This window comes from Lacrimispora amygdalina, assembly GCF_003432035.1.
GTDB classification, from domain to species: domain Bacteria; phylum Bacillota; class Clostridia; order Lachnospirales; family Lachnospiraceae; genus Lacrimispora; species Lacrimispora amygdalina.
Genome location: NZ_QOHO01000120.1, coordinates 1 through 21,316, shown reverse-complemented (window position 1 = coordinate 21,316; position 21,316 = coordinate 1). Strand labels below are relative to the sequence as shown.

21 protein-coding genes and 5 tRNA genes are annotated in these 21,316 nt (G+C 38.6%); 12 read left to right on the top strand and 14 right to left on the bottom strand.

All coding sequences use genetic code 11. From position 1 onward, the window contains the following. Nucleotides 1-160: 160 nt before the first annotated feature. Nucleotides 161-233: transfer RNA gene (locus DS742_RS27475), tRNA-Asn, on the bottom strand. Between the two features lie 67 nt (nucleotides 234-300). Then, a tRNA-Leu gene (locus DS742_RS27470) sits at nucleotides 301-384 on the bottom strand. Between the two features lie 158 nt (nucleotides 385-542). Between DS742_RS27470 and DS742_RS27465 the strand changes: the two genes are divergently transcribed. The 3 genes from DS742_RS27465 (at nucleotide 543) to DS742_RS27455 (ending at nucleotide 1,037) form a co-directional block, all read left to right on the top strand. Then, nucleotides 543-626 (top strand) — tRNA-Leu (locus DS742_RS27465). A gap of 48 nt (nucleotides 627-674) precedes the next feature. Continuing rightward, nucleotides 675-758 (top strand) — tRNA-Leu (locus DS742_RS27460). A 195-nt stretch (nucleotides 759-953) separates the two neighbouring features. After that, a tRNA-Leu gene (locus tag DS742_RS27455) sits at nucleotides 954-1,037 on the top strand. Between the two features lie 114 nt (nucleotides 1,038-1,151). Here the strand turns inward: DS742_RS27455 and DS742_RS27450 are convergent. Together DS742_RS27450 and DS742_RS27445 are read right to left on the bottom strand one after the other, a co-directional pair. After that, nucleotides 1,152-2,798 carry a sensor domain-containing diguanylate cyclase gene (locus DS742_RS27450; RefSeq protein ID WP_117420093.1) on the bottom strand — a complete coding sequence of 549 codons (1,647 nt, stop codon included), beginning with the start codon at nucleotides 2,796-2,798 and terminating at the stop codon, nucleotides 1,152-1,154. Between the two features lie 262 nt (nucleotides 2,799-3,060). Next, on the bottom strand, nucleotides 3,061-4,278 hold the full coding sequence (locus DS742_RS27445; RefSeq protein ID WP_117420092.1) for a 6-phosphofructokinase: 1,218 nt from the start codon (nucleotides 4,276-4,278) through the stop codon (nucleotides 3,061-3,063). 520 nt (nucleotides 4,279-4,798) lie between these two features. Between DS742_RS27445 and DS742_RS27440 the strand changes: the two genes are divergently transcribed. Further along, nucleotides 4,799-5,455 carry a hypothetical protein gene (locus DS742_RS27440; protein ID WP_117420091.1) on the top strand — a complete coding sequence of 219 codons (657 nt, stop codon included), beginning with the start codon at nucleotides 4,799-4,801 and terminating at the stop codon, nucleotides 5,453-5,455. Nucleotides 5,456-5,640: 185 nt separating this feature from the next. Here DS742_RS27440 and DS742_RS27435 read toward each other — a convergent pair whose 3' ends face one another. From DS742_RS27435 to DS742_RS27425, 4 genes are all read right to left on the bottom strand, one after another. After that, nucleotides 5,641-5,865 (bottom strand): heavy metal transporter, encoded by a 225-nt coding sequence (locus DS742_RS27435; RefSeq protein ID WP_117420090.1) that lies wholly within the window; start codon nucleotides 5,863-5,865, stop codon nucleotides 5,641-5,643. Nucleotides 5,866-5,884: 19 nt separating this feature from the next. Then, the gene (locus tag DS742_RS27430; RefSeq protein ID WP_117420089.1) at nucleotides 5,885-6,097 is read right to left on the bottom strand and encodes a cold-shock protein; all 213 of its coding nucleotides are present in this window, start codon (nucleotides 6,095-6,097) and stop codon (nucleotides 5,885-5,887) included. Nucleotides 6,098-6,139: 42 nt separating this feature from the next. Next, on the bottom strand, nucleotides 6,140-6,283 hold the full coding sequence (locus DS742_RS29115; RefSeq protein WP_170313619.1) for a CPC_1213 family protein: 144 nt from the start codon (nucleotides 6,281-6,283) through the stop codon (nucleotides 6,140-6,142). Between the two features lie 97 nt (nucleotides 6,284-6,380). After that, on the bottom strand, nucleotides 6,381-6,968 hold the full coding sequence (locus DS742_RS27425) for a DUF2238 domain-containing protein (protein ID WP_117420088.1): 588 nt from the start codon (nucleotides 6,966-6,968) through the stop codon (nucleotides 6,381-6,383). 161 nt (nucleotides 6,969-7,129) lie between these two features. Between DS742_RS27425 and DS742_RS27420 the strand changes: the two genes are divergently transcribed. Together DS742_RS27420 and DS742_RS27415 are read left to right on the top strand one after the other, a co-directional pair. Continuing rightward, the gene (locus tag DS742_RS27420; RefSeq protein ID WP_117420087.1) at nucleotides 7,130-8,524 is read left to right on the top strand and encodes a L,D-transpeptidase family protein; all 1,395 of its coding nucleotides are present in this window, start codon (nucleotides 7,130-7,132) and stop codon (nucleotides 8,522-8,524) included. A gap of 127 nt (nucleotides 8,525-8,651) precedes the next feature. Next, nucleotides 8,652-9,221, top strand: coding sequence for a thymidine kinase (locus DS742_RS27415; protein WP_117420086.1), 570 nt, complete (start codon nucleotides 8,652-8,654; stop codon nucleotides 9,219-9,221). Nucleotides 9,222-9,239: 18 nt separating this feature from the next. On the opposite strand, the gene DS742_RS27410 is transcribed toward DS742_RS27415, so the two are convergent. Both DS742_RS27410 and DS742_RS27405 read right to left on the bottom strand, forming a co-directional pair. After that, nucleotides 9,240-9,779 (bottom strand): CDP-alcohol phosphatidyltransferase family protein, encoded by a 540-nt coding sequence (locus DS742_RS27410; protein WP_117420085.1) that lies wholly within the window; start codon nucleotides 9,777-9,779, stop codon nucleotides 9,240-9,242. A 100-nt stretch (nucleotides 9,780-9,879) separates the two neighbouring features. After that, entirely contained in the window at nucleotides 9,880-10,809 is a 930-nt protein-coding gene (locus tag DS742_RS27405) for a ketopantoate reductase family protein (protein ID WP_170313618.1), read from the bottom strand. 136 nt (nucleotides 10,810-10,945) lie between these two features. Here DS742_RS27405 and DS742_RS27400 point away from each other — a divergent pair, with 136 nt between their 5' ends. Then, entirely contained in the window at nucleotides 10,946-11,839 is an 894-nt protein-coding gene (locus tag DS742_RS27400) for a LysR family transcriptional regulator (protein WP_117420083.1), read from the top strand. 96 nt (nucleotides 11,840-11,935) lie between these two features. Beyond that, nucleotides 11,936-12,421 (top strand): large conductance mechanosensitive channel protein MscL, encoded by a 486-nt coding sequence (gene mscL / locus DS742_RS27395; RefSeq protein WP_117420082.1) that lies wholly within the window; start codon nucleotides 11,936-11,938, stop codon nucleotides 12,419-12,421. 69 nt (nucleotides 12,422-12,490) lie between these two features. Here the strand turns inward: mscL and DS742_RS27390 are convergent, their stop codons facing one another. Then, complete coding sequence (locus tag DS742_RS27390) at nucleotides 12,491-14,170, bottom strand: S8 family peptidase (RefSeq protein ID WP_117420081.1); 1,680 nt, start codon at nucleotides 14,168-14,170, stop codon at nucleotides 12,491-12,493. A gap of 159 nt (nucleotides 14,171-14,329) precedes the next feature. Here DS742_RS27390 and DS742_RS27385 point away from each other — a divergent pair, with 159 nt between their 5' ends. Continuing rightward, entirely contained in the window at nucleotides 14,330-16,009 is a 1,680-nt protein-coding gene (locus tag DS742_RS27385) for a S8 family peptidase (protein WP_117420080.1), read from the top strand. A gap of 33 nt (nucleotides 16,010-16,042) precedes the next feature. Then, a complete protein-coding gene (locus tag DS742_RS27380) occupies nucleotides 16,043-16,648 on the top strand; it encodes a hypothetical protein (protein WP_117420079.1) in 606 nt (201 codons plus the stop codon). A gap of 239 nt (nucleotides 16,649-16,887) precedes the next feature. Here DS742_RS27380 and DS742_RS27375 read toward each other — a convergent pair whose 3' ends face one another. Together DS742_RS27375 and DS742_RS27370 are read right to left on the bottom strand one after the other, a co-directional pair. Next, a complete protein-coding gene (locus DS742_RS27375) occupies nucleotides 16,888-18,036 on the bottom strand; it encodes a tyrosine-type recombinase/integrase (protein ID WP_117420078.1) in 1,149 nt (382 codons plus the stop codon). A 16-nt stretch (nucleotides 18,037-18,052) separates the two neighbouring features. Beyond that, nucleotides 18,053-18,253 carry a DUF6462 family protein gene (locus tag DS742_RS27370; protein WP_117420077.1) on the bottom strand — a complete coding sequence of 67 codons (201 nt, stop codon included), beginning with the start codon at nucleotides 18,251-18,253 and terminating at the stop codon, nucleotides 18,053-18,055. A 370-nt stretch (nucleotides 18,254-18,623) separates the two neighbouring features. Between DS742_RS27370 and DS742_RS27365 the strand changes: the two genes are divergently transcribed. Together DS742_RS27365 and DS742_RS27360 are read left to right on the top strand one after the other, a co-directional pair. Further along, nucleotides 18,624-18,881 carry a DUF6290 family protein gene (locus tag DS742_RS27365; protein WP_117420076.1) on the top strand — a complete coding sequence of 86 codons (258 nt, stop codon included), beginning with the start codon at nucleotides 18,624-18,626 and terminating at the stop codon, nucleotides 18,879-18,881. Continuing rightward, nucleotides 18,869-19,363, top strand: a complete 495-nt coding sequence (locus DS742_RS27360; protein WP_117420075.1) for a relaxase/mobilization nuclease domain-containing protein — start codon at nucleotides 18,869-18,871, stop codon at nucleotides 19,361-19,363. The genes DS742_RS27365 and DS742_RS27360 overlap by 13 nt, the downstream gene beginning before the upstream one ends. Here the strand turns inward: DS742_RS27360 and DS742_RS27355 are convergent. Continuing rightward, the gene (locus DS742_RS27355) at nucleotides 19,308-21,107 is read right to left on the bottom strand and encodes a hypothetical protein (protein ID WP_117420074.1); all 1,800 of its coding nucleotides are present in this window, start codon (nucleotides 21,105-21,107) and stop codon (nucleotides 19,308-19,310) included. The two genes, DS742_RS27360 and DS742_RS27355, sit on opposite strands and share 56 nt — an antisense overlap. Nucleotides 21,108-21,316 lie beyond the last annotated feature (209 nt).

Genomic DNA, 21,316 nt, shown 5'->3' with positions numbered 1-21,316 from the left:
ACATATTTTTTTTGTACAGGCAGAAGACGACATACTAGATCGAAGTCCGTTTCGATGGCTCGGAGATTTTTATAAGAATCAGATATATATGATTCAATATGAAACTTTATGTGCTTATTTTAAACAATAAAAAAATCACACATTATGTGTGATTTAAAAACTCCCCGAGTAGGACTTGAACCTACGACCCAACGGTTAACAGCCGTTTGCTCTACCGACTGAGCTATCGAGGAATATATGACCTATTATACTCTAAAAGTAAAATATGTCAAGGATAAACTCTTAATTATTTAGAGTAAGTGCGGGAGATGGGACTTGAACCCACACGATCATACAACCACAAGATCCTTAGTCTTGCCTGTCTGCCAATTCCAGCACTCCCGCACAACGAAGGTAATTTTACCATTTTTGAAAAGAATTGTCAATATTATTTAAAAAATATATACAAAAAAATAATTTTCAAAATAATTGAAAATCAGGTTGACAGAAAAGAGCATGTATACTATAATAGCTATTGTCGCTGAAAGAGATGACAGCGCAATGCAGAAGTGGCGGAATTGGCAGACGCGCACGGTTCAGGTCCGTGTGGTAGCAATACCTTGAGGGTTCAAGTCCCTTCTTCTGCACGAACCTTATTGATTGTCATGGCTGTAAGGTTTTCTATAATATGACATGCGGGAGTGCTGGAATTGGCAGACAGGCAAGACTAAGGATCTTGTGGTTGTATGATCGTGTGGGTTCAAGTCCCATCTCCCGCATTAGAAGGCAGTTTTTCATTCGTGAAGAACTGTTTTTTTTGTACATTTTAATTGTAGGAACTGAAAGATGTGGTGACAGGAGAGAAAGAGCGTATTGATGGGAATCAATAAAAATAAAAAAAGTGCTTGCTAATTTTGGAAAAGTATAGTATTATAATTGTACGAATTGGTTCATCAATTTGTGCAATTTTAAAAGCAGAAGTGGCGGAATTGGCAGACGCGCACGGTTCAGGTCCGTGTGGTAGCAATACCTTGAGGGTTCAAGTCCCTTCTTCTGCATATGGAAAATGTCCTGTATGAGAAATGCAGGGCATTTTTTATTACCATTAAAACTAAGACAGGTGCCGCCGGCTGAAATCCGAAAAACAGCCTGACACGGCATCTGTCTTTTATTTATTCACTATTTACCATGGACATCCCAGGCTCATAAACGGAATACTGGTTTCGGCCATGTTTTTTTGCATGATAAAGTGCAATATCCGCTTTTCTGTATAATTCGTCGAATGTGACTCCATCCTCCGGATAAGCGGCTGTTCCCAGACTTCCGGATATATGCACTTCCGGTTCCAGGGCACTCCCGATCAGACTGCATAAATTTTCTAAACGGGAATACAGATCCATACTGTAAGAGACATCTTTCAGAAGAATTATAAATTCATCGCCTCCTAAACGGCCAAAGATGTCCTCTCTCCTGAGTGCAGATTTAAGTCTTGACGCGGCACGATGGAGTGCCTTATCTCCAAACTGGTGCCCATAGCTGTCGTTTAACTGCTTAAACTGGTCAATATCCAGCATGATAAGGATATGGTGTCCTTTGTTATTGTTTAAGATAAGACGGATCGCGTGAATGGCAGCTGATCTGTTTAACAGTCCGGTCAGACAGTCCTGCCTGGACAGCTCGTGTAAAGTCAGTGTCTCCCGCTTTGAAGCATCAATATCTTTAATCAGAATAAAAGCTTTGATGGTGTCTGTATAAGGGTCTGTGACAATCTGTACCATACCAAGAGTCCAGCAGACACTGCCATCAGTCCTTAAACGGCGATGTTCCAGCCGGAGAGAGCGGTTGCCCTGGTAGTACTGAAATAGTAAGTATTCCTTGTTGAAGAAATTCAGGTAAAGCTCTTTGTCTTCCTCATAAATCTCATGCTCTGCAATGTAATTCATGATATCAGAAAAGGATTTTTTGGCATCCTCGGGAACATTACTGGTCATTTCTCCGATTATTTCCTCAAAGAGATCTGACTTTGTATTGTACTCGTAATAGCCGATGCAGTCTTTTTTCTGCTCCCGCATATACTCCGCCCAACGCTGATATGCCAGTTCTTTTTCGTATTGATCCGTAATATCCTGATAGGAAATGATACCGCGCAGGGGCTTTTTTTCTTCCGTATATACCAGTGAATAATGCTTTGAGAACCAGTGGTATTTTCCGGATCCGGTCTTAAGTCTGACAACACATTCCCCTTCCGGAGTACCCCGCTCCATTTCTTCATAAAAATCCAGAAAATCTTTCATACTTTCCTTATGTACGATGCCATTTTCAATTAAATATTCCGGAGAAAGGGGCATGGTGAAGGGGGCTGGAAAGTTTCTGGTAAATTCTGAGGAAGGAGAAAGGGTTCTGTTCGGGATATCATAGATACATACAATACAGCCGGAGTGACGGCTTGCAAGGCGGTATTGCTCCTCCTGAACTTTAAGACTTTCCATGTTTCTTTTCAGCCAGGTAATATCCGACACAGAACAATAGAATAACTCTTCTTCTTGTATAAAATGAAAATCCATGGAGAACCAGCAGTGGTCTTCCAGCGTTTTGGCTCTGAATTCCAGTCTGAATATCCGGGATCCAAGATCCATATGATTGTGAATTTTTTCTGATATTTCGCCAAATTCTGATTCACAAATCATATCTTCAAGACAGGAAGGAGACTGAAACCAGTTTTTTATTGCTGAATTCGAATAAATAACTGGAAATCTGTCTTCTGTCTTTAACTTCAGTATGCCGCATGGTATGCGGTCTAAAAAAACATCTCCGTCCATTGTTCACTTTCTCCCATAAGTGCGTTAGAAAATAGAAATATCTATTATTATAAGCATATGAGGCAAGCATGAAAAAAATTACCTGTTTAACAAAAATAGCAAAAAAAATATAAAACATGTAATTCGTATAGGGAAAAAGGGTGAAGATCTGATAGAAGAACACTTAATTGAGAAAAAATATTAATAACAAAAAAACGGCTGATTTATCTGATCCTGTGTTGTCAGCATAAAAACAGCCGTTATTCCTATGAAAAAGCCTTCATTATGATCTGTACAGATAGAGAGGTCTTCCATCCTTTATAATCCTGTCTGGTTCACCCTGAATTAAGGGTAAAGCATAGGTGAGAAAATCCTCTGTCACATTTGTACCATGATCACAAATCCACTGGGAAGGAAAGAGCTTCTCCTTATTGCACACTTCATTTACATCTACAGTAACGCATTCCATCTTATAAGGGGAATCAGAAATACGTTTGAAAGCGATCATCATGCCTGTGGCTCCGTTTAAGGAAGCTATGATTCCCTGCCTGCCGGCAGTGACGGCCTCTTCAATATCTGTTGCCGATGCAAGCATACCGCTGCAGCGCTGGTTCACATTAAGCTCAACAGAGCGAACCTTTACACCAAAACGGTTACGAACGAAATTCTCCAGCATTTTACCGCTTCCGGTCAGCATCTTATGGCCGAAGGTATCGGTACGGACTTCGTCTGTGTACTCACAGATAAATTTCCCTTTTGCATCAGAAATCCCTTCAGAAATACAGACAATGACAGAGCTTTTTTTGGATAGGGCCTTGTCCACGTCATCAGCAAACTGTTCAAAATCAAATGCGGCTTCAGGCAGATAGATCAGAACAGGGTTATCACCTTCAAACTTTCTGGCAAGTACGCTGGCTGCAGTAAGCCAGCCTGCATGACGCCCCATCAGTTCCACAATCGTTACTGACTTTTGCTGGTAAACACAGGAATCCAAAACGATTTCACGAACGGTATCTGCCACATATTTGGCTGCACTTCCAAAACCCGGTGTATGGTCTGTATGAATCAGATCGTTGTCAATTGTCTTTGGAATCCCGATAAAACGGATGCTGCTTTTGTGATGGGAAGCGTAACGGGAAAGCTTGCTCACTGTATCCATAGAATCATTCCCGCCGATATAAAAGAAATAACCGATCTCCATGGCGCGGAATTTCTCAAACAGTGCCGGGTAGAATGGAGATGATAAATCATCAGGCAGTTTATAACGGCAGGAGCCGAGATAAGCTGCAGGTGTCAGCTTTAATAGCTCCAGTTCCTCCGATGTTAAATCATTGGTCAGATCCATATAATTTCCGGACATGAAGCCTTCTATGCCATTGATCATGCCATAAACCCGGCCGATCTCTTCGTGAGCCATCCCTTCTTTTATGACGCCGTAAAGGCTTGCGTTAATCACAGCGGTTGGCCCGCCGGACTGTCCTACGATTGCATTTTTCTTCATGTATCATTTCCTCCAAATCTGCATATGCCAGGTGCACTTTTCCTATTCTATAATAGAAAGAGCATCTTTGCAACTGAATTTAGAGGATATAAGGGAATTGGAAAGGAATGGCAAAGAAAAAGGGGGATAAAAAGGGAGGAGCCGGTGAAATGTGGGTTCCACCGGCGAGTTATGAAAAAAAGTTTTATAAAACAAGTTTGGAGTAGTTCTTGTTTCTATAATTAAGTATATAGGAGAGATGTGAAGTAAGTTTGTAGAAGATGTAAATAATTTTTGTACGTCTTGTGAAGAATGTGTGAATCAATAATGTTGGTATTTTATAAGCGATTATAGCTGATATATGCATTTTGGTTGTTTATAGATGAATAAATATTAATGAATTACAGTTTAAATTAGCATTGATAGGCTTCAAAAACAAGACGATGGATCTGTGAGAGTTCGCCTTTGTTAACAAGAGAGGATGGTTTTCCCACATTGAATATTATATGGTATAATTCAATTATAGATTGGGGGATTTACTATGAAAAAGCACCTTTTAACAGTGACCTTGGCTCTTGGAATTATCTGTATAACAGGATGTTCTAAACATGGTTTGGAAATGCAGACAACCGCTGAAACTAATGGCGGTGTAAGTATTTATGAAGGAGATAAGAGAGTAATATTTAATTTGAGTACTTTGCCTTATGATATGGAATACAAAGGACATATTCTTCAATTTTCATCATGTGAACTGTATCAGGAAAAGTCAGATGTAGATTATTCTTATACGCCTTACGTAGTTGCTAAAGTCAAAATAGATGGGATTGATGATGAAACATTGCATTGGTTTAATGAAGATTTATATGTTTACGGGAATCTGTATAATGATAAAAACCAATTTAACAGCAAGGAACTTTCAAAAATATGTGAAATTGATAATGAGGGATACCGATATTATGTATTCTCACAGTCATTACTTTCTTCTCATGATTATGGATACGATTTTTCAGAATCTTTTTTTAATGTGGGCTTTTTCATTCTTCAAGGTGAAGATTTTAGAACTTTGCAGTTTATTTATGATGGATCTTCAAGTTTAGATGTTAAGGATTTGAAAGATGTAGGTGAAGAAGTATGGTACGGAATCAAACAAAAACAACTTGAATCTGAAAAACCTAAGACCGATATTGGTAGAGAATAGAAATTGACCGCTTCATAATATCAGAAGCGATCAAATTTTAGGCTGTTAATCAGGCATTTTTGAAAACCGGGTATTGAGCTTTTTTTCAAGAATACTCCATTCCTGATTGAAAAAATGTTTCATAGCCAGCCCCTTTCTATTCAATAATGATTTATTATATCATAGAATATAATACTTTATTCTGTCTAAGAAGTTTCACTCGACTGTCCCGTTATCTCGCAGCCAACCGTTTCAATACAGGACTTAATTGAATTTTCGTCCGCTGATTGATTATAACCCACTTCTATGGAGCCTCTTGCCACATCGATATTGACCATAGATACTCCGTCTATCTTATCTAATGCATTTTTAAGCTGGGTTTTAATTTCTGTATTCTGTATGCCTGATGTTTCATAATGAATTCTGTTCATAGGACACCTCCTTGCAGTTTTAATCGTTTTTTTCGACATTTAAAGCGCTTAAGCCTTTATCATCTTTTCTGATGTCAAAATTAACAGATTCACCTTCGTGCAAATCTTTATTATGAGTTTTTTCTTTTACTTGGGAATGATGTACGAAAACATCCTGACCATCATTGGTTGAGATGAAGCCGTAGCCTCTTTCGTTATCAAACCATTTAACAATACCCGTGTAATTAGCCATGCATAAATCCTCCTTACGAACCGTCTGTAAATTTTGTGTTTCTTATCTCTTTGAATTATCTTCCTTTAACCCAAATACGGCTCTGGCGCTTTCTGCCTGGGGATTGTGATTAATATGCTTTGAATGAAAGGTTCCGTCTTCCTTTTTATGGTTGCTGGTACTTTTTTTGGAATTATCTCTGCTCATATATGCCTCCTTTTGTTGTAAATTAATTTTAGTATACCTATCATTTAAAAATATCATGCTACAGTTCATATCCAGTTTAAACCAGATGGAAGTAGAATTATATGAAAAACCACCATACAGCTGCAGCTGCTGCGGCTCCGGTCATACAGCAGATGGTGTCGTTCATGGTATCCACCAGACCGGCCGGCTGCAGCGCTTTTTCCGATACGTGATTAACGGAAGAATGAATTTTCTGCCACCGCTGGGCATTTCCATGTGACAGACAATCGCTTACATATTCAAGCACTTCCCAGATGATGTGGAGAGTTACGGAAAAAGTAAATCCAAAAAGCAGGATTACAGCTTTTTTTGAATCAGCATTTGTTTTAATAATTGCTGCTCCAAATCCAACAAAACCAACTCCGGAGAGAACATGAATTGTCCGGTCCCACCATGAATACCGGTCGTAATAACACAGGGAACTGCCAAGAAATAATGCCATAAACAGGACGATCAGATAAATAATGATACTGTACGGATCTATCGTTATTCCCATAAACCAGTTTGAAAATTCAGGTAAAAAAGATAATGCCAGTATCAGGATCAATGACCCCATTATTTTATATTTTTGTTTTAATAAATAATAAAATCCCATTGCTGCAGTTAAACAGCGAAAAACAAATTGAAACAGATTTAAAAAATTCATACGGTCACCTCAAAACCAAGTATGTACGATTGAAGAAGAAATATGTAATTGTGATGCAGGTGTATTTTACTGCTATTCCATGTGGCCGGTATTAAAAGAGATGGCCCAAACATAAAATGATATGATCCCAGTACATAGTTTAAAAGTGAGGGTGAGTTGGAATGAAATATGAAAAAATGAGCGCCTGCGAGAAGAGGGAGGCTTTAGAACTCCTGGGAATTGCTGTCGCTGCTGTGATGTTAGTTTATTTACTCATCTCTTTTTATTTTACCAGCCATTTCTTTTTCTCTACTACGATAAATGGAGCTGATGTATCCTTGAAAAATGAAAAACAGGCGGATCAGAGCTTAAAAAAATATGCCGAAGAGTATAAACTTCTTCTGGTTGAACGAGATGGTATGTCTGATCAGATCGCCGGTCAGGAGGCAGGGCTGGAATATAAGAACAGAACGTATGTAAAGGACACGCTGTATGATCAGGAGGCATTTCATTGGCTGGAATCTTTATTTAAAAGACAGGAATTTTATGCAGAGGATCTATTTTTATACAATGAAAATAAGCTGAATATAGCTTTAAATAAATTAAACTGCTTCAGTCAGGCAAGAATTGAACCTGAAAATGTTTCCTATCACTATTTAGATGGCCATTATCAGCTGGTGAAGGAAATATACGGCAATCATATAAAAAAGGAACAACTAAAGACAGCTGTCGTAGACTGTCTTACCAGAGGTAAAACAAGACTTGATCTGGAAGCTGACTCCTGTTACATGAATCCCGTATATACCATGAATACCCCCAAAACATTTAAAACACTCAGGCATTTAAATAAGTATGTTTCCACACATATCATTTATCTATTCGGCAGTAAAAGAGAGGTGGTGGATGGGAATGTGATACATAACTGGATTAAAGTAGATGAAAATCTGGATATTGTATTGGACAAAGATGAAATTGGAGCTTATGTAAAGGCATTGGGGAAAAAATATGATACAGTGGGAGTAAAAAGGAGTTTCAAGACGTCTCTTGGAACGATGGTAAATCTTGAGGGCGGGATATATGGATGGAAAATAGATCAGGAGGCCGAGACAGAAGCATTGTTTGAAAATATCAGTTCCGGACGGAGGCTTATGAGAGAACCTGCATATATTCAAAAAGCAGCATCGAGAGCAGGGAACGAAATTGGGAACACGTATGTGGAAATAAACATAACCAGACAGCATTTGTGGTTTTATAAAGATGGCATGCTGATTGTGCAGGGGCCGGTGGTTACTGGCAATCCAAACAGAGGAAATGCAACAGTGACCGGAACATATATGCTTAATTATAAGCAGGAAGGCGTGGTTTTAACAGGTCCTGGCTACGCAGCAGGTGTTCAGTTCTGGATGCCCTTTTATGGAAATATGGGAATTCATGATGCAAAATGGAGGTCGGAATTCGGCGGTGAAATTTATAAGAAAAACGGCACTCATGGCTGTGTCAATGCTCCATATTATCTTGCGAAAACAATATATAAATATATAGAAGCAGGTGTTCCTGTTATTTGTTATAAAGAATAAAAACCAGCATATTCATTCCTTATGGACTTCCGTTTCTGTCTGTGATAAAATGCAACTGGCGGATTTAACGCTTTATGACTGGAATAAATGATACAGAAAAACTTCATTTAAGATAAAGGAGACAGGAATGGCTAAATTATATTTCAGATATGGGGCCATGGGCAGCTCAAAGACAGCAAATGCATTGATGACAAGATATAACTTTATAGAAAAGGGAAAACAGGTTTTACTGGTTAAGCCGGATATTGAAACCAGGGATGGGATTAATAAAATCAGATCAAGGATTGGTCTGGAGGCTGAATGCATTGTATGGTCTGAATTGGAGAAATATGATACAAAACAATTAAAAAAATCGGATGTTATAATTATAGATGAAGCACAGTTTCTTGCAGAAGCAGATATTGATAAGCTGGCCTATATCGTAGACCAGTATGAGATACCGGTTTTTTGTTATGGCTTACGGACGGATTTTACTTCTCATCTTTTTCCAGGCTCCAAACGTCTCATGGAACTGGCCGATGATATCTCGGAATTAAAAACAGTCTGCTGGTGCGGAAGCCGTGCAGGTATGACTGCAAGAATTGATGGAAACGGTAACGTTGTGAGAAACGGAGAGCAGATCCTGATGGGAGCAAATGATAAATATGTATCTCTTTGCCGGAAACATTATAATGAAGGAAAAATTAAGCCTGACTGATATCGGGCTTTTTAAATACTATTTATTTAACAGATCATGGAAACTCCTGATATCAGGATCATAAGAATCTGTTTTCAGTAGAATAAATGTTTCTTCCAGCGCAGAGAGCAGGGGAATAAAAATAACCCAGACCGGAAGACTGCCCATGAAAACAGCTGCCGGACATGCAAAAAAGAAGATAATTCCGGAAAGCTTGTTTCCAATGGTGTGGAGTATACCAGGCAGTCTGAATTTTTTCTTTGTTATAAACAGGTTTAAAAAACGGATCAGTGCTATCAGGACTGTCCCCCAGATAACCGGAACCGGTACCGCCAGCCCATAGGAAAACAGCATTCTGAAAAAAGCAGCAAAGAAGAATAGAAAGTCAGCCAGACTGTCCAGTCTGGCGCCTGTTCTGGTCTGTAAATGAAACTGCCTGGCAAGGAAGCCGTCAAGAACATCACTTGCTCCGCAGAGAAAATATATTATAAGAAAAAGAGTCCAGTTATCTGTGATAAAAAATAAAAATACAGACAGGACAAGACGAATCACGGTAATAAAGTTGGGAATGTTTTTCATGAGAGGTCTCCATAGCAGGAATAATGACTGATGCTCTAACTATGGCACAGAACGCTTTGGTTGTCAATGAATATGGGGTACAACGTACCCCATGGAAGATTTATTGTCTGAAATACATCTGCTCAATTGCATGAATCTGAGTGACAAGCATGGTATTGCAGGGGGCAGGGATTTTGTACTCACTTCCCAGATTGGCGACAACTCCGTTTATTCTGTCAATTTCCGTCAGCCGCTTATTCTGTCTGTCCTGGTACATACTGGCAAATCCGCTGGAATCATTTTCACATACTTTTGATACTGCCAGAAGTGCTTCCTTCCTGTCCAGATAAGTACCGTCTGCTTCGGCAATCAATACACACTCATAAACAATTCTTTTGCATAAATCCCACAGATAAGGATTCGTATAGATTTCTCCGATCCGGCACTGCATCAGTGTGCTTAATGCGTTGATGCCGCAGTTTATAACCAGCTTCTGCCAGAGTACATACTGGATATTATCCATGATATTTACAGTAAGTCCGCTTTCTTCCAAAGCCTGGGCCACTTTTTTTACATCGCGTAAGGAACTTTCACAGGGAAGGTCGGGACCGATGTTGGTAGGTCCGCAGCCGGAGTGATAGAATTTCCCTGTTTCCAGGTAGACACTGTTGTGACTGCTGGTTCCCACAATAATCCGTTCTCTTGGGACAAACTGTGCGATGTCCCGGTTATTGCCGGCACCGTTTTGAAGTGTCATGACGATGGTATCAGGTCCTAAAAGTGACTGGTTGTTCTTCATGGCTTCATAGGTATGAATCCCTTTTACAAAAACAATAACCAGATCCTGATAATCAAGACTGGTTCCGCTTAATGCTGCTTTTGCTTTCAAAGGTATCTCTGTATGGTCATGGCTGACCTTAATCAGTCCCTTTGCATTGATATGTTCTACTAAGGGCGCACAGCTGTCAAGCAGTGTAACTGAATGAAAGGGCGCCAGATAACTGGCATACAGACTGCCCATGGCCCCTGCGCCAAGAATTGCTATGTTCATTATATCCTCCGTTATAGGTGTGTTTTTCTTGATTTTACCATGAATTATTTTCTTAATATAATGCTGAAGTTTCAATAGTATCATGAAAGAATTTCATGTATAATGAAAGCAGCTGGAAATAGAAAGGATCAATCAAATGGATATAAATAAATACATTCTGTTTGTAAGAGCAGCAGAAACGGGAAATTTGTCGAAGGCGGCAGCCCAGCTTAGTTATTCCCAGACTGCAGCCAGCCATATGATTTCCTCCATGGAGGAGGAACTGGGAATTAAGCTGCTTTACAGGGGAAGAAACGGGGTATCCTTAACGGAAGAAGGAGAGAGAATCTTTCCGGCCGCAAAGGAACTGACCGAAAAAGAAGATATGATTAGACAACTGGCAGGAGAGGAGAATATACAGCATGGAAAGATCCGTATTGGCGTAATCACAAGTGTTGCCGTCAAGTGGATGCCCCAGATGATTATTGAATTCAGAAAAAAGTACCCGCTAGTGGATTTATACATGAATGATGCAATCAATTACGAAATCATGAAAGACTGGTTTTCCAAAGATGTAATTGATTGTGCGATTACGGCAGAATCAGGCAGGAAGGAGAATGAAACCCCGCTGGTAAAAGATCCCTTTTATGTCATCCTGCCGCCGGACCATCCGCTTTGTGTCTGTGAAACAATTACTCTTACCCATTTAAAAGGAGAAACCTTTGTGATTCCAAGCGAAGGGACCAGCTATTCCGTGGGGAAAATGCTGCGTCAGGTAAAAGGAAAGCTGATGGAGCACAGCGGATTTTTAAGTGACCAGGCTGCCATAGCCATGGTATGCGGAGGCTGTGGAATCAGCATTCTGCCAAAGCTTGTTCTGGATTCTTACGGCTGCGGCGGCTATGTGAGAAGAGCGCTGGACCCGGAGGTGTACCGTATCATCTATTTTTGTGTACCTTCCGGTAAAACTCTCCGCCCAACGGTGAGAATATTTTCAGCTTTTGCCAGGGAGTGGGTAAAAGAGAATGCAGAAAATGTAATTCTTACCTGATTTCCGGGTATATTCTGACAGGGTTTCACCAATCCTAAGAATCAGAAAGTCAGCGTCCGAAACTGAAAGGAATTGAAAGAAAAGAGGAATGATTATATGAGTAAGAAAAAGGGGATTGTGGCTGAATTTAAGGAATTTGTTCTCAGGGGAAATGTAGTGGATCTGGCAGTCGGCGTTATTATTGGTGCTGCATTTCAGGGGATTGTAAGTTCACTTGTGAAAGATGTTATCTCTCCCTTAATCGGTGTGATTACGGGAGGTGTGGATTTTTCCAGTCAGTTTTTGCTGCTTTACAAGGCGCCGGAAGGCACTGCCATTCAGACGCTTGCAGATGCTCAGGCACTGGGGCCGGTGTTTGCTTATGGTGCCTTTATTACTTCTGTAATAAATTTCCTTATTATGGCTGTTGTCATATTTATTATAATAAAAGCAATTAATGCTCTAAAAGGAAATAAGCAGACGGAAAGCAATTCAGCAGCAAAAGACAAAACGTGTCCTTTTTGTTATCAGCCTGTCAATCCGAAAGCAACCCGCTGTCCCCACTGTACCAGCCAGCTGGATTCTAAAAATCAGACATCTTAAAACAAAGAACGATGATTTTAGTGTGATACTGAACTCATCGTTCTTTGTGCGGGAGCTGAAAGTTCTTCCTTATGAACCAGTATAGAGTCGGTTTAAAAGGCGGGTAACCTCCAGGGTGCCATAACCCCAGATATTATTTGGATAATGGTTGGAAGGGTTTCGCTGTGCATTTCGTATGAGAAGTCTGTTTGCCTGTTCTCCTGTTATTGAAGTGAAATTTCCTTTTCCCTGAGTCCATTCAAACAGGATTGCCATTGCTCCGGCAGCGTGTGCGGCAGAAGCGCTGGTACCTGTTAAGGTTCCGTATTGTCCGCCTGCAACAGCACAGGGGATGTTGTATGCAGGAGCAGCAACGTCAGGCTTTACCAGACCGCTTCTTGTGTATCCTCTGCCGGATTCATTTAAAATATTTCCGGTCTGCTGATTATAGCCGGTTACAGTAAACACATTTTTGCCGTTGCCAGGTGATGTGATGGTGGTATCCTGGTCCGGACTGAGAAAAAATGTGCTGTCAGAAATTAAGTCCCCGGAGGGAAGCCAGGCATTGAAAGAAAAACGCTCGTTTTTTATATTTCTGACATGAAAATTCCAGGTTCCCGGAAGGGGACTATCGAAACGCAGTAATATCAGCTGATCACCGCTTTGCTGCTCAAATAATATATTATTAATCCAGAGTATGCTCTGGCTGGTTTGAAACGGAACCCTTGTGCATTCACTATAGGAAGGGTCGACAGGGGGGATTTTTTCCATGTTTGGGGAAGTGACTTCAATGGAAAGCTGCGCTGGTGTGTTGGACCATAGTTCCATGGCAAATTTAGTTTCACCCTGACCGACATTCAGTTGAAAATCCTTTGTATAAGGAAGGGAATCCACAGAGTTAAAATAGTGTCTGCTGTTATTACCCTCGTTCCCGGCTGATGTAACAATCCCGATTTCCGGTATTTGAACCAGGTCATCAATGTATCTGGATAAAACGCCTCTTCCGTCATGACCGCCCTGGCTGCTTCCCAAAGCAAGACATATAACAAGGGGGCGTTTCAGCCTTTGGGCAAGGATTACCAGATAACGGAGTCCCAGTACAATATCACTTTCCTGATAGCACAGTCTGTCGTCAGGGATGGAAAAGAGCATTTTTAAATTCTGTTTGGCTTCCTTTAGTTTTACAACTGCCAGTTCTGCATTTGGGACGATCCCCAGAAATGGCGGATCGGTATTCAGGCTTCCGGCAATGATGCTTGCTACAGCAGTTCCATGCCCGATTTCATCTTGTGTTGGTACTATGGAAGAAGGGGTTTCAGAATTTAACGCGCTGTTGATGGACGCCCTTTTATATTCCGTGCCAAAAGTAAACCCCTGGGGTGCAGGCCCGTTTTGAATGGTCTGATCCCAGATTGACAGAATTTTTGTTGTTTTATCTCTGTTAAAAAACGCAGGATGCTGATAGTCAATTCCTGTATCTATAATTCCGATAATCATCCCCTGGCCTGAAAGGAAAAATTCCGGGGTTTGCTGAACAGACTGAAAAGGAGAGGAGTGATGTTTTCCAATAATGGATGTAAGTGTATAGACAGATGGGAAAAAGTGATAGGGATTCGTTCCCAGATCGCAAAGCACCTTATTCTTTTTTAATACATGAAGGAGTGAGAAATAGCCGTTTAAGAGAGTGATATCGTCGCCAGAGCCGAAAGTTGGTACCATGTAATTATTAATTATCATATCATAATAATTGTTGTCCAGTATTTTCCCCATATCCCGCTCTCCTTTATTCCGTTTCTTCTGCCATATGCTATATCTTATGCGGGAGTATTTCCATTATGATTGGTCTCTTTCTAACTCAACTCATAATAAGGTCCTTTATGCATAAGATATATCATATGTACCGCAAGTGATAGACAGGGAGGCCTGCTTATGCAAAAAATACTGGATGAAAATTATTATGATTTAATTATCAGCAACGTGATGAGATCTAATTATGATACAGGAGATAATATTACTTATATGAATTTAAGACATTCGCTGGCTCATATTCCCATCCCCAGTATCCCCCCTGATCCCTGCGATTTAGGAACCTATCCTTATAACGCATTTCCTTCTGTACTGACGCTTAGCTCTACGGTCAGTCTTGAAAAATCAGGAATTGGAACTGTTCAGAGAAATCCATATCTTGCGCTGTTTGGAAGAGGTGTTTTAGTAGCAGTCATTGATACGGGAATTGATTATCAGCATCAGGCTTTTCGGTACAACGATGGAACAACCCGTATTCTTTCCTTATGGGACCAGACGATTCAGACTGGAAATCCGCCGTCTGGCTTCACATATGGAACGGAATATACCAGGGAGCATATTAACGTAGCCCTCCGGTCGGAAAATCCTTTATCCATTGTTCCTTCTGAAGACACAAATGGGCATGGAACTGCGATCGCCAGTGTCATGGCGGGAAAACCAAACCTGGCCCAGTCGTTCGCCGGGGTGGTACCGGAAGCTGACCTGGTGATTGTTAAGCTGAAGCCTGCAAAGAATACGTTGAAACGGATATTTTTCGTTCCTGAAAATGCAGAATGCTATCAGGAGTCTGATTTGATTATTGGAATCGGTTATGTAACGGAACTTGCCAAGAGACTGAACCGCCCTGTTGTTGTCTGCATTGCCATGGGAACCAATCAGTCCAGTCACGATGGCCGGGGAGCTACCAGCTATATTACAAATTTTCTTGCCCAGCAGCCCCAGACAGGAATCATCATTTCGGCGGGAAATGAAGCAAACAAACGAAGACACTATTATAATAATACGGTTACAGATCCGTTTATAAATGAGTTTGAAATGAGGGTTGGAGAGGAAGATAAACTGATTTCCTTAGAACTCTGGCCCTTTGCTCCGGCAAGGCTTTCCATTGAAATTACAGTGCCAAACAAAGAAACAACCGGACAGGTATTTCCTTCTCTTGGTGAATGCAGGAGATTTTCTTTCATCTTAAATGAAAGTGTCATATGGATTAATAATTATATTTTCGAAGAGGAGACAGGAGACCAGCTGATTGTTGTGCGTTTTCAGAATCCGATTCCAGGTATATGGACCATAAAAGTGCAGAATCTGGAAAAGGAAGCATTTGCTTTTCATGGATGGCTGCCTTCGGGGAATTTAATCAGTGAAAATACCTTTTTCTTAAATTCCAATCCAGACACAACAATAACTGCCCCTGGTACGTCTACCCACCCGTTGACAGTAACTGCATACAATGGGGAAAATGACAGCATATTACCGGAATCCGGCAGGGGATATACAAGAACTGGTTTTATAAAACCGGATATAGCAGCACCAGGATATCAGCTTACCTGTGCAGTTCCTGGAAACCAATATGGCACCATAACCGGCTGCGGATGTGCGGCGGCACAGGCGGCTGGAATTGAGGCCATGGTTTTTGAATGGGCGGTACCCAGAGGAAATTATACAACCATAACGGGCAATGATGTGAACCGGCTTCTCATAAGAGGAGCAAGACGCAGTCCGTCCAATATATATCCCAATAACGTATGGGGATATGGTCAAATTGAAATAAATACTCTTTTTGAACGGCTCGCCAATATTTAATTTCAGGACATCCCATTGTCCCGGAGTATGGTGATGCCCAATTTTATGGAAATAAGGGTTGAGGTCAGGGGCTTGTTCCTGTATAATCGATACGAAGAAACTGCAAAAGGAAAGGAATGGAGAAACGGTATGGAGCATGAGGAAGAGATCGGACTGGAATCCTTAAACGGTCTGGTGACAAGTGAACTGAAGTGGTATGTATTTGACCTGATTACGGAAGGATTAAAGCTGGATAAAATAGAGGAAAGCAACTATAGCGTGGAGAAAGAAGACAAAGAAAAAACCAGCTTTTTCATAAAGGATGGAACTGTTCATGTTTCCGGAAAAGGCGGCGGGAACTTAAAGGTGTATGAAAATTTATACCTTGCAGTCTGTGACTTTTACAATCGGGTGTATGAGGAGGAGACAAAGGCGGAAGCAGCTATCTCCCGTTTCCTGACAAGAACACTTGATCTGCCGGTTATCATGAAAAGGCCCAGCAGATCCATGCTGCTGGAGCAGATATCAGAATGTGAGACGCGGATTGCCGATATGGATGAGCAGTTAAAAAAAGAAGAAATTAAATCGCTCAGGGCAAAGCGCAAACTGGATGTGATTTATCTGGAAGGGCTGAAGGCAAAGCTTGCCGGACTTCATTAAAATAATATCATTTATGTGAATAAAAACAATTGAATGGGTGATAATAGAATTATACCAAAGATAAGTGAATACTTATCCTCCCCTTTTTAATACCCCATGTGCGGCAAAGGCGTCGCATGTGGGGTGTTTTTTTGTTTCACCCTTATTTTATCAGGGTTTGAAGGAATCTTTGATTGATAAAAAGAACCTTGAATTTTTTAAGACGGTTGTTCTGACACAAATTGACACAAAATATTGGATTAGGAAAACAGACAAGCTAGTTTCTGCATTTCGGTTTCTTTTGTGTCTTTGAGTACATGAACATATGTATCCATAGTGGTTGCCAAATCATTATGACCTAAAATCGTCTGTAATACCTTTGGAGTGACATTATTTTCAATACATCGCGTAGCAAAGGTATGACGGAATGTATGTGGGGTGATACGTTTAAAATCAATACCATCTTTGCATATTTCTTTTACAATATCATCTATGGCTATTTTGAAGCGGTCACGATTGATTGGACGGCCTGCTGAATTGGTAAATACCAGATTTTCAAATCCTTCTAGAGGATTCCAGTAAGACCCCATCATTAAACGTTCTTTTGCCTGTTCCTTTTTTCTTTGCTTCAGCAAACGGATTACATTATTCAACATGGGAATTATACGGTCACTGGAAGTAGTTTTAGGAGTCCCCATATAATATGCACCATTTTGATAGGTGAGAGTAGAGGAAACATGAATAGCCTTATCATTAAAGTTTACATCAGACCATTGTAAACCTCTGATTTCTCCACTTCTCATTCCTGTGGATAAAGCTAATTCATACAATGGAAAGTATTCTGTATTATGGGCATATTCTAAAAATAGAGTTTGTTCTTCTATGGTCATAACTCTTACCTCCTTTTTCTTGCCATTTCGTGGGAGAACGGCGTTAGAGACAGGATTTCTTTGTATCACCTCATTTCTGACTGCTTGCATAAAAGCACCATTTAAAATGGCACGGCATATTTCCAGTGTGTTATGGGAGTAATCCTTAGCCATCTCGTTATAAAATCTCTGAATCTGGTCTGTTCTAATATCTCTTAATTGTCTTTTTTCAAATGTTTTTTTAATATAAGCATTATAATTTTGCCTATAAACGGTAATCGTTCCCATTTTCACAGAAGGCTCTTTATAATCCCTTAACCATATTTCAAACCATGAACCAAATGTGGCGTTTCCATTCTTGAAATAAATTCCATGTTCTACTTCATAGCGGAGTGTCTCCATTTTCTTTTGTGTTTCTTTTATAGTTTTACCATAGGTAGTAAATGATTCGCCGTGATACATGAAACGCCCCATATATCGTCCATCATTTTCTCTGTAAGTAATTCCTTTGGGTAGGGCATTCTTCTTATATGATGACATTTATAAATCCTCCTTGTTAATTGGAATTTTCTTCACACCATATGTCAAATTTCTTTCGATCTATTAAAATTCGTTTCCCATATTTTACTCTGCATTTTGCTTCTTTAGATAATTTCAAAGCGGAATTTCTGCCAAGTCCGGAATAGGATTGAAATTCTGTAATATTTAATAATCTCTTGTCTGATAGGGGAATAGCAAGAACTTCTTTTCGCTTCATATTGAGCAACTCCTTTCTTTCATAGAAATAATATATAATTTAAAAATTTTTATTTGCGTATAGCATTTTGTAAGACATAGATTTTTTTTGACTAACATATGAATTGCGCTCCTTTTTTTATTTATTACAGGAGTGTTGGGGGCTATATAAAATTCTATAAACATGCATACAGTAGGATAAATAGAATTCAAGATAAATAATATAGGTTAGCAAAGACCGTAATACATTTTGCTATTCTTGCTATTAATCACATATAGAAATGAGATGAAATATATATAGATTTTATAAAGATAAGTTTATAGTTATAAATATACAAAACAACAAAACAACAAAACAACAGAGTTTTATTTTGAAAAGGAGATTAATGAATATGGCAAGCATATCATTACGTTGCACAGACAAAGAAAAAGAGAAAATTAAACAGGTCGCCGAAATGAAGGGATTGGATTTAAGCAAGTATATTCTTAGGGTATGTAAGGATTCCATTACGACCAGAACAGAAAAGCCAATACCCCCAGATATCATTTGCAATTTATCTTCACTGATAAATAAACTAGAAGCAAAGGAATTGAAAAAAAGAGACTTTATTGAGCAAGCCAGAAAGGAATTAGACAAATGGCAAAGATAATATTCCCCCAAAATCCTCAAAAAAAAAATTATAGAAATCCAGATGCTGTAAAGAATCTGATACACTATATTTTGAAAAAGAAAAAGACACCTAATACTGTTATAGGTGCATTAGGTGTCAATGGCTCCAGTGAGAAAATGATGATAGAGCAGATGTTATTTATTCAAGATTATTATCGTAATTGCAAAGGAAAACGCATAATACATTTTTGGATTTCCTTTGCAGATGATGAGAATTTGAAACTAGATTTTGCTGATTATCGCCATATTGGATACCAGATAGCAGACTTTTTTGAAAACCAGCATCAAGTGGTTTTTGCCTTACATGAAGATACGGATAATGCTCATATTCACTTTGCAGTTAATCCGGTAAATTATTGTACTGGTAAAAAGTATCACTGGCAAAAAGCGGACAGCAGACGCTTGACTAGTCTAATGAATCAAGTCGTCGAACAAGTGGTTGACCAGAAGAATTCTGCTTAATGAGTTGATCGAATTCTTCTTTTTTAATGATTAATAAACTGGTCAGTTTTCCATTTATACGGCGAGACATATTAAGTTGCTTCTCATTTTTGCGTAATACAAGCAATTTTTTTGATTTCAATATATTCTTTAGTGCACTTTCGGTGATTTGAATATCTTCATTTAGAAATTTCTTGTAACATTTAAAAAAGCTATTGAAAGATAAATGATAACATTCCTGACCATAGGATTTTCCATTGTCCATATCAATATAAGCTAGAAATTTTCCTTTAGAATTTTTTGTATTACATACTGCTTGTAAGAAATTCCAAAAGCTGAATAACACTTTTTCTTCATCTATTTGAGAAATATTTATAGAATCTATAGAATTAGAATCTTGTGTGAAGAAGAAAGTGTAAGCCTGTTTTTCAAGCTTGTCTGCACTAATATCTAAAGAGAGATCAGACTTTAAAAAATGACAAAAGCCCTTTAATGCAGTATATAATAATACAAAGTAAATGCTGTTATCCATATCTATGTCGTTATCTATTGTAATATCATCTATAGTTTTGAAAAACAGAGAATCTATGTATGTCCGATTATATGCAAAGTTTCCACTGTCCACCGTAGACGATATCTTGGAAAGGAAACTGATAAAAGCTGAAAGCAAGTATGAGACTTCGTCTTTTAACAATTGTAAGTTGTTCTTTTCTGGTAAATGTTTTATAATATTTTCTATATTAAAATCCAAAATTTCATCTGCATTCATAGGTTGATTACATAAGTAAACTGGAAAAAATTTCAATTTACCTCTTTCTCGGTACTGATGAAGCCTTTTGACAATAGTGCTATTTCTGGTTAAGGCAGTCTTACTTGTCACTATAATTGGTATGCTTTCAAATTCCATAAAGCGGCTCAATTTGGGCTTTAATGTTGTCGCAGATAAATCGTGATTTCCCTTTTTAGCTGAATCTTTTTTCATATCAACATGAAATACGTTAGAAAAAATATTTGCAATACAACGTACGTCAGCTGTCTTTTTGCCGAAAATACAAATAGAAAATATGAAGTTATTTAACAAAACTCTAGGAAAATAAGAATCCTGTCGATAAAAGTCGATATTCTGGGAGAAGGAGTAATTTAATAATAAGGAATATAAAGTATAACAGAAGATTCCCATAACGTCCCGGTTACTATCCAGCATTTGAAAAAATACTTGAAATTCTTCTGTCTTTATTATAGTTTCTCCTTTTGTGTGTTGATTGATTAGGGTAGTAGATGAACATCTTTTTGAATAATTCATCTTTCCATCATCATTAAGTCTTATATAACCAAATATGCTTTTGTCATTATCAGACCACCCCCCATCTGTAGTTACGGAAATAAAATGATTTCGTCCATTTATTGTTTTCCAACCAATGCGTATGTAATAAGAGTTTAAAATATCTGATATAATGAAATATTGAAAATATCTTCTGCATAATGCTTGATAAATATTCATTTTATATATTTCTACATTTTCCTTTTCAAGGCTTGATAAAAAATTTAAATCAATAAAAGATAAAATGTTATTTTTTATAATAAATTTTACATCACAGGAATAATTTCCTTCTCGCTTTTTCTGATTAGATAAAGAATATTCTATTTCGTATTCGCATTCCCTAAAAGAACGATTAATTAAATCTAATTTTTTAATTTTAGGATAGGCATTTGCAATTTTAATAGGATATTGATCTGTTTTATTATTTGGAGTTATATATATCACTCGATTTTTTTTCTATTCTGAATAATAAAAGAAATCTTGTTCATTTTGTTCATGATATTTTATAAAAGAATAGTTTTCTTCTCTTTCCATGGGCTCCTCCATTTTTATATGAATTTTTTATCTTATAACGTTTTTCAGTTGGTAGTGTAATAGAAATATCACTATCATCTGATAAACATTATTTTTTGTTAACTAATTTTTACAACTTG

What these genes read in the sequence shown, in the direction of transcription:
- DS742_RS27370 (WP_117420077.1), bottom strand. Translation starts at nt 18,253, where the DNA reads ATGAAGCGAAAAGAAGTTCTTGCTATTCCCCTATCAGACAAGAGATTA.
- DS742_RS27450 (WP_117420093.1), bottom strand. Translation starts at nt 2,798, where the DNA reads ATGGACGGAGATGTTTTTTTAGACCGCATACCATGCGGCATACTGAAG.
- DS742_RS27415 (WP_117420086.1), top strand. Translation starts at nt 8,652, where the DNA reads ATGGCTAAATTATATTTCAGATATGGGGCCATGGGCAGCTCAAAGACA.
- DS742_RS27405 (WP_170313618.1), bottom strand. Translation starts at nt 10,809, where the DNA reads ATGAACATAGCAATTCTTGGCGCAGGGGCCATGGGCAGTCTGTATGCC.
- DS742_RS27365 (WP_117420076.1), top strand. Translation starts at nt 18,624, where the DNA reads ATGGCAAGCATATCATTACGTTGCACAGACAAAGAAAAAGAGAAAATT.
- DS742_RS27360 (WP_117420075.1), top strand. Translation starts at nt 18,869, where the DNA reads ATGGCAAAGATAATATTCCCCCAAAATCCTCAAAAAAAAAATTATAGA.
- DS742_RS27440 (WP_117420091.1), top strand. Translation starts at nt 4,799, where the DNA reads ATGAAAAAGCACCTTTTAACAGTGACCTTGGCTCTTGGAATTATCTGT.
- DS742_RS27390 (WP_117420081.1), bottom strand. Translation starts at nt 14,170, where the DNA reads ATGGGGAAAATACTGGACAACAATTATTATGATATGATAATTAATAAT.
- DS742_RS27385 (WP_117420080.1), top strand. Translation starts at nt 14,330, where the DNA reads ATGCAAAAAATACTGGATGAAAATTATTATGATTTAATTATCAGCAAC.
- mscL (WP_117420082.1), top strand. Translation starts at nt 11,936, where the DNA reads ATGAGTAAGAAAAAGGGGATTGTGGCTGAATTTAAGGAATTTGTTCTC.
- DS742_RS27380 (WP_117420079.1), top strand. Translation starts at nt 16,043, where the DNA reads ATGCCCAATTTTATGGAAATAAGGGTTGAGGTCAGGGGCTTGTTCCTG.
- DS742_RS27425 (WP_117420088.1), bottom strand. Translation starts at nt 6,968, where the DNA reads ATGAATTTTTTAAATCTGTTTCAATTTGTTTTTCGCTGTTTAACTGCA.
- DS742_RS27420 (WP_117420087.1), top strand. Translation starts at nt 7,130, where the DNA reads ATGAAATATGAAAAAATGAGCGCCTGCGAGAAGAGGGAGGCTTTAGAA.
- DS742_RS27445 (WP_117420092.1), bottom strand. Translation starts at nt 4,278, where the DNA reads ATGAAGAAAAATGCAATCGTAGGACAGTCCGGCGGGCCAACCGCTGTG.
- DS742_RS27410 (WP_117420085.1), bottom strand. Translation starts at nt 9,779, where the DNA reads ATGAAAAACATTCCCAACTTTATTACCGTGATTCGTCTTGTCCTGTCT.
- DS742_RS27375 (WP_117420078.1), bottom strand. Translation starts at nt 18,036, where the DNA reads ATGTCATCATATAAGAAGAATGCCCTACCCAAAGGAATTACTTACAGA.
- DS742_RS29115 (WP_170313619.1), bottom strand. Translation starts at nt 6,283, where the DNA reads ATGAGCAGAGATAATTCCAAAAAAAGTACCAGCAACCATAAAAAGGAA.
- DS742_RS27435 (WP_117420090.1), bottom strand. Translation starts at nt 5,865, where the DNA reads ATGAACAGAATTCATTATGAAACATCAGGCATACAGAATACAGAAATT.
- DS742_RS27430 (WP_117420089.1), bottom strand. Translation starts at nt 6,097, where the DNA reads ATGGCTAATTACACGGGTATTGTTAAATGGTTTGATAACGAAAGAGGC.
- DS742_RS27400 (WP_117420083.1), top strand. Translation starts at nt 10,946, where the DNA reads ATGGATATAAATAAATACATTCTGTTTGTAAGAGCAGCAGAAACGGGA.